This window comes from Crateriforma spongiae, assembly GCF_012290005.1.
Classification (GTDB): Bacteria; Planctomycetota; Planctomycetia; order Pirellulales; family Pirellulaceae; genus Crateriforma; species Crateriforma spongiae.
The window spans coordinates 121,093-133,267 of record NZ_JAAXMS010000007.1 but is presented as its reverse complement, the minus strand read 5'-3'; the positions used below and the strand labels follow the sequence as shown (position 1 = coordinate 133,267).

Here is a 12,175-nt window from a genome sequence, read left to right as displayed (position 1 = left end):
CGAACCGATCAAATTGTTCCCGGATCAGGCGATTGTCGTCGTCGGCGACTTATTCTTTTCCTCCGGTGAAGGCGACCGGCTTAGCTATCAAGTAGGTTCGGGCGCTTCCGAAGTTTCGTATCTCGGCGCTGGGTTGTTCAGTGTCCAGGCACCACAAGACAACACCAGTGCAACCTTTAGTTTGGAAGCGAGCGACGGACTGCTAGATTCTCGCATCAACGACGTCCGAATTGACTCGCCGGCAACGCAATTCATCGGGCTTCGGCTAGCCGAACGAGACATCAATCTAAACCTCGGCGAGGGTGATTCGATTGAAGTATTGGGAGTACTCGACGGCGGCGACGAGGTCCTCATTCCACGCGAGCTTGTTAGCTATACCTCCAATGATGCTGATATCGCGATCGTGACGGACCAGGGGCAGATTCTGGCTCGAACGCCTGGATTTGCCGCGATCGAGATCGATGCTTTCGGGCTCCGTGCCGCCGTTTCAATCTCAGTATCCACAACACCGAATGAGCGGATCGACTTCTTTCCGGACCTCTACACGGTCGAGGTTGGCGGACCTGGTCGTCCATTGATCGTGAGAGAACAAATCGATGCCCAAGTGTTCGATCGCAGTGAGATGGCGACTTTTGTCGTGGGCGATCCCAGCGTTGGCGAAGTGGTTGATGGTGTATTCCGGGGTCTGCAAGTTGGCACAACCGATGTCACCATGATTTATGGTGGACGCAGCCAGGTGGTTTCCTTCGAAGTGGCTGCGGTCACCGTGTCGGACGAACCAGTGACGATCGGCGATCAAAGCGTCATCCTTCGCAGCCCCGAAGATCTCCAGATCGGCATTCCGGCGGGTAGCTTCGATCCCGGCACCGAGGTGAGCATCAAGTCGCTCTCAGAGACCGAACTTCCGTTCCCGGGGCCGCACGGGTTCGACGCTCAGCAGATTTTCAGTCTCGATTTCTCGGGTGCAACGGCTGGTGGTGGCGGTATCAGTCTATCGGTACCGGCTCCGAGTGGACTCGCGGCCGGTGATGACGCCTGGTTGTTCACCGCGGGTGAGTATGTCGATGAGAATGGCGTGACCCAGGAAGGATGGTTGCTAGCCGATCGGATGCGAGTCGGTGACGACGGAAGAATCCGTACGACAAGTCCACCGCACCCGACAATCCTTCTCGGTGGACCGCAATTGGTAGCAACCGCCGCATTCGTCCCGGGCCTCCTTTTGGGAACCATTCGGGCATTGCAGGGAACGACCGTCACGGTGGACTCACCTTTTGCTGGTGCGCCGGGGCGACCCTACTACACGATGGTCGGCATCGATAACAACTTTGCGGTCACATCGTACTTCTTGCCAGTTCCCAGCAACCAACCGGTCAAAGCGAGCTATCGAAGCGCGAATTCCGAAGGACAGGCCGACAATGTTGTTCGGAATCTCGAGTTCACACCCGGGCAAGAAATTGTAGAGAACGTAGCACTCGCAACGCCGCCGACGATCGACCGCAACCTGATCGAGGTTACCGGTTTAGCGGTATTGCCAGGCGAATCGCCTTCATTGCAATTCAATTTTGATCGTCTGGACATCGCGACCAACGAACGACTCGAAGCGGTTTATCAAGTCGGTGAAGATGAGTTCATCGGCTCAGTGGAAGAAGTTTCTGAGGACGACATGTATGTGTTGTTCAATATCCCCATGGGGGTGACGCTTGGTTCCGCAGAAATTCGCCTGAGAGCGACGACGAACGCGGAGCTTGAGACGAGCCGCCCGGCAAACCGCGGTGTTTTCTCGGTCCGTGGCGAACCTCGATACGTCTTCTCCGCATCGGCATCCCCCGCGGCTTTGTCCGTCATTGACGCGCGTCCGACCGTGATTATCGATGGCTCCGAAGTCCCCAATGCATTGCACAACGAGTTGGTCGCTGTCATTCCAGTCAGTGGACGACAGGATGTTGGTTCAGCCGTGGATACAGCGACGACCGATGACAACGGACGGGTCTATGTCGCAACGACACGTGGCGTTGCTGTCTATGACGCGTTGACGCTGCGGCAGATCGATGTTGTTGCCGAGGCACCGGATCAGGATCCGATGACGGATCTAATTGAGCTGCCCGTGGGTGCTTATCCCAAACGGATCGTTACCTACGAACCGACCGCCGGAGCGGGTTACGCTTATGTGACTGACCGCTTTCGACCAACGGTGTATGTCATCGACATCGACCCGGAATCGGATCGTTACAACGAACTGGTTTCTACTTTTTCGTTGCCGAACTCCGAAGGCGGTTTGCACGATATCGCAATCGACCGGGCCGGCGGCAATCTGTTCGTTGCCGCACCGGGGCAACAGATCTTCCGCAGCGGTCGTCCGGGATCGGGCGTTTTGCATGTCTTGAAGTTGGATAATCCGGAATCGCCGACGCTGTTCAAAGTCGTCGATGATCTAAACGCTCACGGGCTGGCGACGACCGAGGAAGCCAACACCGTGCTCGTTACCGACCAATACGACGACAGTCTCGGATTTCAAGTGGTTCGGTTCGTTGGTCTCGATTTCGAACAAGTCATCATTGAGGAGGTCAATCTCAGCGACTTCGCAAGCGGCATCATTGGACGCGGCCAGCAACGATTCGGTGTGTCGAACGCACTTGCCATCGCCTACGTGCCCGCGAACACCTACGTCGCTCAGGTCGGCCCTCACGATGGGTACGCGTTGGTAACGGCGTACAACCGAAACGAGGTCGTTGTTGATGCTCGCAGTAATGGATTCCCGGTATTCAACGCTTTTGACCAGAGCTATGCCGCCGATCCACGGAAGGATCACAACGGTCCACCGCTGCTGGTTCGCAATGATCTGGGGAACATTCTCGTCGAGCCTTCGTTTCTAGCGCCAACCATTCCCGACCGTTTGCCGGGTTTTGCAGTCGCGGCCGGAAGCAATGTCGCGATCATTCGTGACCCGCTTGGACTACAGCCACAGATTGTCGCTGCGACGCGAGGCACGCCGTTGGGATTTCCTGATAATGTCGTGGTATCTGGCAATAACGCTTACGTCGCGTTTCGCGGGTCGCGAGCAATTCAGGTTTTTGACGTCCCCGAGATCATTCGATCGGCGGAGCAACAGCAAGCCTTCTATGACGATCGCTTAGTCGACATCACCTTTGAGGATCTTCAGCAATTTGGCGTTAATGATCTGAACCGGGGCGTCGATGTTCGTTCGATCCAGTTTGCGCAGTACGTTGGCGGGTTTACAGCTTTGGTCGATCCCCGCAATCCGACACGCGTACTTGATTTGATCAGCGGTCAGCCCGTGGGTGTTGACCCCGTCAAGCGGTCGACGCCACTGACATTGACCTATGGTCCGCTTCCCGCACTGCCGCCGATCGATACCGTCAGCGTCGTCGCAGAAAACCTGCCTTCAACCGAGCTTCCCCAGTCGCCCATCGGTATCGCCGGAATGCCACAGGGTTTGAGTACGCAACTTTCACCGGGGCTGACACCGATTACTTCGAGTCCCTTCAACATCAAGAACAACCTCTGCGACTGTGTGACTTGGCAGGATAAGCTGATCGTTGCATCGGAAGTCAACGCGCACACTGGAGCACTCACCGAATCGATTCGGACAACACCGTATTCGGTTGCCGGCAATTTGATTTCACCGATTCTCGTCTACGACTCCGAGCGTGCAGCACCAGAGCCGATCGTGTACTTCGGATTTGAAGATGCACCCTCGTCCGCCCAACCGAGAGTCTTGGCGGGTCGACTGACCGCGAGTCGAGGCGAGATCGAGATCACCTCGGACGGATTCACACCTGCGGAAACCGGACCGATCCCACCGTTTGGTGGTGGCGAAAACTTCTTTGCCGTCCCATCCAGTGGCGGTCGTGTCGAAGCGGGCGTGCAGCTTGACCTTCGCGAAGCCCCCAGCGGAATTTACAGCGTGGATATCCGTCAAGGGATCTTCGCCGATTCCGGTGTCGCCTATGTGGGCGACTACACGCAAGTGACCGAGTCGGTAACGATCGTGAATGAAAGCGAAAGTCCCTTCGGATCTGGCTGGGGATTGGTGGGATGGAAACGCATCATCGAGGAATCCGACGGTTCGTTACTGATGATCGATGGCGATGGCAGCGAATCAATATTCCGGCCGAGTGAGCAGCCCGATACCTATTTCGGACCACCAGCCGACAACAGTGTGATTCGACGCATCGGAGGTGTATTCGTTCGCGAGTTCACCGATGGTACGACCCAACGTTTTGATGCGTTGAATCGTTTGGTGGCGAATGAACTTTGGATCGGACAAACGATTTCCTACGAATATTCGGGGGACCGCTTGGTCGCGATGGTAGATCCCGCGGGAGGGCGATTCACGTTCGGTTACAGCGGCTCGCGGATCACCTCGATCACGGATCCGGCTGGACGGGCCACTCAACTACAATTTTCCGGTAACGAACTCGTCGGCGTCGTTCGGCCCGATGGTGCGAGTCGATCGTATACGTACGACGACGAAGGCCGATTGCTGGATGTCAGCGACGAAAACGGCAGAACGACTCGACACGAATACGATTTTGCTGGTCGCGTGACGGCAACGGAAAAACCTGACGGCAGTCGATCGGCTTTCCGCCCCGCACAACGCACCGCACTGTTTCCACCCGAGACAACTGACAACCCCTTGGATCCCTTGCCGCAGGCGGGCAATTTGGGTGAACCTGTCTTCGAAATGGTGGACTATCGCGGGTTCGAGTCCACCACCGAACTCAACGGCGACGGCAATGCGACGTATGTCGAAGACAGCGTCGGCTTGGTGGATCGATCACGGTACAACCCTGATGGACGCGTCGCCTCGTCTGCTTCAAGTATCAACACGTTGGAGTTTGGCTACACCGACAATGGTCAAGTTTCATCGCTCAACGATGCGATCGGTCTTGTTCAGCAAGTGACCTACGCAAACGGTTTCGAAGTGACGAAACTGGACGGAACCGGAGTCCTGCGCGAAATCGAGCGTGACGAACAGGGCAGAATTCTGGCAATTCGCCGAAACGGACAGCGGCAACATAGCTACACCTACACCGATTTCGGACGTGTCGCCACAACAACCGATGCCAATGGCAATTCCGCGTCATTCGAGTACGACGATCTTGGCCGTTTGATCACCGAGACCCGACGCGACGGCGTCGAATTGAGCTACACCTACGATGTCGCCGGAAATCTGTTGACGCGGACTGATGGCGTCGGTTCGGTCACAACGATGACCTATGACGCGCGGGGTCGCCAAACCTCGCAGACAGATCCACTGGGAAACACAACATCCTACGAATACGACGGCGTCGGTAACCTCGTCGCCATGACGGACCCACGTGGAGGCGTTAGTTCTTACGTCTACGATTCCCGTGATCGGCTGATCCGGCAAACCGACCCCGAGGGTGGTGTCCAGACGTTTGCATACGATGCGGAAGACAATCTTGTTTCATCCACGGACGAAAACGGCGGAGTCACACGCTATACCTATGATTCACGCGGTCGCCAAACCTCGATGACCGATGCGGAAGGTAACGTTTGGCGCACCGTCTATGATTCAGCCAATAACATCGTTGCAGAAATCGACCCGGCCGGAGGTACCACGAGCTACCGTTATGACGCGCGTTCGCGTCTGATTGCCGTCATTGATCCGCTGGGGAACACGACACGCTATTCGTACGATGTCGGTGATCGAAAGATCTCGCAGACCGATGCCAATGGGAACGTTTATCGCTACGAATACGATTCGCTCAGCCGTCTGTCTGCGGTGATCGACCCTGAAGGCAATCGCGAAACGTACAGTTACGACGCGAATGACAATCTGATTTCAGAAACGGATGAACTCGGTCGCACGACGACCTACGCGTACGATGCGATGGACCGCGAGATACTAACAACCGATGCGTTGGGTGGCCAGTTCTCAACCACTTACGACGGTGAATCACGGATCACGTCGACGACCGATTCGCTGGGACGTGTGCGTCGTACAATTCGCGATGCGCGAGGACGGCCGATCGAAAAGTTTGATCCGCTCGGTCACACCATGAAGTTCGAATATGACTCCGTAGGCAATGTAGTCCGTGTCACCGATGAACGGGGAAGTGTCGTCAACAATGAATACGACCTACTCGGTCGCGTCATTGAACAGACTGACCCCGTGGGCAACACGACGCAGTTCACGTACGACGCGGTCGGAAACCTGATCGAGTTGACAGACCGACTCGGAAATACAACTTCGACGACCGTTGATGCCCTCCATCGGCAGACGGAAGTCGTCAACGCACTTGGTCATCAATACCGCCAGGAATACGACTCTCGTGGAAATCTGATTCGAGAGATTGACCCGCGAGGTGCGGTAACAAGGTACGAGTATGACGCCGCATCTCGGTTGACTTCGATCATCGACGCCCTTGGTAACACTACACAATTTCAGTTCGACGCCAATGGCAACTTGATTGCGACGATCGATCCGCTCGGACGAATAACGCGAACAACATTCGACTCGCTGGATCGGGTGTCTTCAGTCACCGAAGCCGACGGAGGGGTGACGCGTTATGAATACGACGCATACGGCAACCTGACTGCCACGATCAATCCGGTGGGGAATCGCTGGCAATACACCTTCGACGCCCTGGATCGTCCGATCACAATCACCGATCCTTTGGGACAAACCGTTCAGAATGCTTACGACGCGATCGGGAATCGAATCAGCAAGACCGACGCCCTCGGTCGCATCACGACGTTCGAATATGACGCGATGGATCGTCTGACCGTTGAAACACGACCTCTCCAGCGTGTCACTCAATTTGCATACGACGCTGGTGGAAATCGAATTCGTACGGTCGATGCGTTGGGTGGTGTGACAGAAGTCGAATTCGACGCCCTGGAACGCCGAACGAAGTTCACCGATGCGTCGGGAGTTTCTCGAACATTCGCGTACGACGCCGAAGGAAGGCTGACTACGTCAACAGACGCCCTGGGACGATCGCATTCGTTCGTGTTTGATGCTCTTGGTCGCGAGGTCCAACAGATCGATCCGGCCGGCGAGGCGACCGTGATGGTCTACGACGAGTCCAACAACCTCGTTCGAACCACGAATCCGGAAGGCCATACGCAGCAATTCGAACGTGACCTCCTTGGTCGCGTCACGCGGTCCATCGACGCCTCCGGTGGCGTGACGCTCAATCGATATGACGCGGCAAGTCAACTGATTCAGGTGACTGACCCCATCGGGATTGTTGACCGGCATACGTTCGATCGCGTGGGTCGACCACTGACCACATCGCGTGACGGGGTTCGGGTTCGATCTACCCTCTATGACCTGAATGGGCGTGTGATATCCGAAACGGATGCGGCCGGTAACCAGACCACGTACGCGTACGATGTTTTGAACCGAGTCATCTCCGAAACGGACGCCGCCGGTGAAGTCATGACGCATTCGTACGACGCGGTCGGCAACTTGTTGCGGGTTGTCGACAAACGAGGGCGTGTCATCGAGTTTGACTACGACGCCGCTGATCGTATGACATCTGAACATTGGCGGACCGGCGATGTGATCGACAAGACGATTGTGACGGAGTACGACCGACTCGATCGAGTGACCCGCATCGTGGACGACGCGACGCTCACATTCTCATACGACCCGTCGGGTCGCATGCTTTCGGAAAGTCGTTCGGGCGTCGGCGTTCCTTGGAACGTCGAACACAGCTACGACGCGGCGGGAACACTAATTCGATCCGTCCATGACGCGAACGGATCTGAGCTTGCAACGCAATCCTACACGATCGATGACAGACTTAGACCGACGTCGATTAGTGTCACCGGTGCGAACTTGGTCGATCATCAAGTCGATCTGACATTCGACGATACCGGTCGCATCCTCAGCGTCGCTCGCGTTGCCGGTAGCGAATCCGGTCCATCGACATCTCGCGCGTATGACTCGGCCGGACGAATTGAACAGATCGTCCACTCGATCGGCAATACGACGTTGGCGGAATATGCCTACGGATACGACGCCAACAGTCGAATCGTGGAGTTGATCGAGAACGGAACAACGACGCGACTCGCCTACGACACGCAGGATCAGCTCAACGGCTACCAGATAGATGACAGCGATCCGATAAGCATTCAGTTCGATGCAGCGGGTAATCCGACCAGTGATCAGGATGTTACGGAAGACCGGAACCAGATCGTTCAGACCGCAGAATTTACCTACGCGTACGACCCGCACGGCAATCTGATCACGAGGGTGAATCGCGACACGCAGATTCGCGAAACGTTCGATTGGGATCATCGAAATCGTCTGATTCATGTAACGACCCGCAATCAGGATGACGTGATCATCGAGCGTGTCGAATTCATCTACGACGCGACCGACCGCCGCATTGGCATCATCGTCGATCAAGACGGTGATGGGCCACTTGGGGCGACCACGGAGAGCCGAGTCCATGACGGCAACCATGTGGTCGGGACTTTCGAATTGAACGGCGATGATTACGAACTGGTTGACTGGCGGACGTACGCACCGGGTAGTGAGATCCCGCTGGTCGTCGCAACTTCAACCGACCTTCATTGGCTTCTGAACGATTACAAAGGATCGACACGACTGGTCATTGACGATTCAGGAGCGCCGGTCGCGGAGGTGGATTACGATCCGTTCGGCTTGATTCTTGATTCAAGCGGAGATTTGCCTGATCTGCTTTATGCCGGCCAGGAGTTCGACGTCGAAACGGGTCTCTACTTGATGGACCGGCGGTACTACGATCCGCAACTCCAGAGGTTTCTATCGCCTGATCCGTTGGGCTTCGCGGCGGGGGACATGAACCTTTATCGTTACGCGGGGAATGATCCCGCGAACATGTTCGATCCGAGCGGTTTGACGGTACGCGGGTTGACCGCGCAGTCGTATGCTCGGGCCTACAAGGACGCGGGCGTGAAGGCTCGAGCCAACGACGCGGGAGCCTATGCCGCGGCACGACAAGCTTATGCCCAGCCGGAAGGCGTTTTCGAACGACAGCTTTATGGCGAATTCGTCGAAATGCGGGCGCGAGCAAAAATGACACCGGGCACCGACATGGCCGGCCTATTTTTGGAAGAAGCCCGTGTCAAGTTCCGTGAAAACTATCTTGCCACCAGCAAGAACGACGGTCGCGACAGCATCGGCAACTGGATGCGTTGGGCAGGCGATGCGGTGATTCTCTCGATCAATGATTCCGTCATGGGACGCGCTGCAATGTCGCCCACAATCAGCGTTCCGAGTCTTTATGAACACGCCGGTGACATTGTGACGCTCAAGGCGACGCGTGAGATGTTCACGCAACCCTATACCGTGGATCGGTTGGAAGCGGGGTTGCAGCAAATTACCATGCTGTTCGGCTTAGGTGTTGGAGCGAAGTACAAATACAACCAACACTACGGAATTCAGTCTCCAAATCTTAAGAATGTGATCCTCGATCGAGCAAATTGCATTCGTTATCACTTGGTTTCTCGACGTGCTACGATCAACGCGAGACGACATCCGTTTGGTCCAGGAAGTCTGACCGGAATCAAGTCGGCAAACTATGTCAACAAGGTCAAAGTGCCGATTGATCAGAAAATCGCAAGATTCTACAAAGATCACTTTAACGGCAAACAAAAGCAAGATAACGCCGCAATCCAAGCGGGCACGTTCCGACAATTGACGCCGGATGAAATTGACAGTTTCACGGTTCGCTACGACGACAACGGACGACTCGTCGATCGCAACGGCCAAGCTATTTCAACGCCTGATGCCGCCGATGGTGAATCGATTTTTGTTACCACAAAAGACGGTGAAACACTCGTAGCGTATCGAAAGGAGGGCTCGCAGGCCGATGACATCAAACACTCCGCACTGGCCAACGGCAAGGAAGTGGTTGCCGCGGGTCAAATCACCATCAAAGACGGCGTCATTTTGGAGATCAATGACGGATCCGGACATTACGGGCCCGGGTTGCTCCGTGAGTTTGACGGCGTCGCGACAACCACCGGCCAGAATCCGACTTCGTTGGATATTGCGCTTGCTGTCATGCGAGACAAGTCCGATGGCCGCCTGGATCTTTCAAAGGCACAAGTGCGATTAGCGAAAAATGAAGTGGTGCTTGCACGTGAGGTGGCTGACTTTCTCGCGGCAAAGTTTGGTATCGACAAAAGTCAGACAGGAGGCTTGGCGGCTCAATACACCTCGCAAGGTGGCTCCTTGGCACCCGAAGTGTCTTTCGCCCGTGCTCAGGAATTGCGGAAGTACAAAGCTGACATCGGTCAGGGTCCTTTCTACGCCGTTCCAACATTAGTAATTACCGGCGAACCGCTGGACTTTGCACCCTCGCGAGCCCCTAACCTTCCCATCGATCCGCTGTTTCTACAGGCGATTGGAACAATTGATGTCGGAGTTCATGATTTTGGCGATTTCACTCTAGAACATGCTCACACAGCGATCGAACACGCAGTGTTGCAATGGCAAGCGTCGATCGATGATGAAATTTTTAGTCTTCCATCGATCGACGTTTCGATTGAGAGCCTACCTGCGGGCGTCCTCGCTCAAACGAAACTATACGCAGGACCCCAGTTGGAAATCCAGGCCGAGATCACCTTCGATGATGATGCGTCGGGACTTGGATGGAGAATCGCGGACTCAGGCCATGCCCATCGATATGACCTAACAACAGTCGCTCTTCACGAGGTCGGACATGCAGTTGGGTTTTCTTCGTCGGTCTTCGGTTTTGATGAACTGCGAACATTTGATTCCGCTACATCGACGTGGGAAATACAGACGGCAAACGACAAGTATTCTCTTGCGAATACCACCAGCGAACTAGACCCCACATTGCACAATGATGCAGTCATGGCAGCTGTACTTGCCCCAGGGGTGCGAAAAACCCTGACGCCGTCTGACATCGATATTGTGACTGCTGTTCATCGAAAGGGATTCCAGTTCGCGGGCGGCGGTGGAACTCATTTTGTTGAGCACACTCTAATCGGTTTTGTGCCAATGGCGGAACAGTTGACGAACGCCTTAAATGCCTCGCCGCCGACAGGGATCCAAGATGGTGGTTTTGAGCCACCAACTGGACCCATCGAACTGCGATGGCAAACTGTCGGTGATGTGATGATTGCCGATGGCATCGCAACAATCAGTGAAGACGTCGGGATGATCTCGGATCTGTCGCAGACATTCGTGGTGCCGCAGGGTGTGCAGTCGATCACGTTCACGCTGGGTGGAATGAATCTCGATGTGGGGCAGGGTGCTCATCCGCCGGAAGCATTCGAAGTCTCGCTGCTGAACGCGACGACGACGGAATCGATCATGCCGGAGATGATCGGGATGACCGGTGGTGACGCCCTGCTGAATATCCAAGCAGGCGGACAGGCCTTCTTCAGTGACGGAGTGGCCGCATCGGGTGTGCAGGCAAGTGGTGACGCGTTGGCCGACTTGAGCGCTCCGATCAACGTCACCGTGCCGATCCCAGAATCGGCTTACGGTCAAACCGCAACACTGATGTTCGACTTGATCGGATTCGGCGATGACACCAGCTCTGCTAATGTTCGCGACATCCAAATGAACTTCGACGCGGGTTGGCAGAACCCGATCGATCGATACGACGTCACGAACGACAACGACGTGACCGCACGAGACGCGCTGGTGATCATCAATGAACTGAACGCCGCGCGAGTCCACGACCAAGTGACAGGCGATCTGCCGGCAATCACGGACGATGTAGGGCCACCACCGTTCTATGACGTTAACGGCGATGGACAACTGACCGCGCTGGACGCTTTGCAGGTGATCAACCGTTTGAACCGACAAGCCAATTCGGATTTACCCGAGTCATGGCAGAACCCCATCGACGCCTACGATGTTGACGATTCCGGTGACGTGTCCGCGTTCGACGCGCTGCAAATTATCAATGAACTGGCATCGGCCCGAATTCATGATCGTGCCACCGGAAAACTCCCCCCCATCAACGATTCGGTTCATCCCAAACCGTTTGTCGATGTTGACGGAAATGACGAAGTGTCCGCGTTCGATGCGTTGTTGGTGATCAATCATCTGAATCGTCATGGTGACGGTGAAGGCGAATCCACCGCCTCAGATCCCGCTTGGTCGGAAACGGCTGACCAAGTGTTCGCCGACTTTGATGAAGATCTTGGCTGA

General features: G+C 55.5%; 1 protein-coding gene (cut by a window edge). It reads left to right on the top strand.

The window, feature by feature from the left end:
• Nucleotides 1–12,175: the 3' portion of a CARDB domain-containing protein gene (locus tag HFP54_RS18875; protein WP_168566381.1), read on the top strand. It extends 19,871 nt beyond the left edge of the window; only the last 12,175 of its 32,046 coding nucleotides appear in the window; its start codon lies off the left edge, out of view; the stop codon is at nt 12,173–12,175.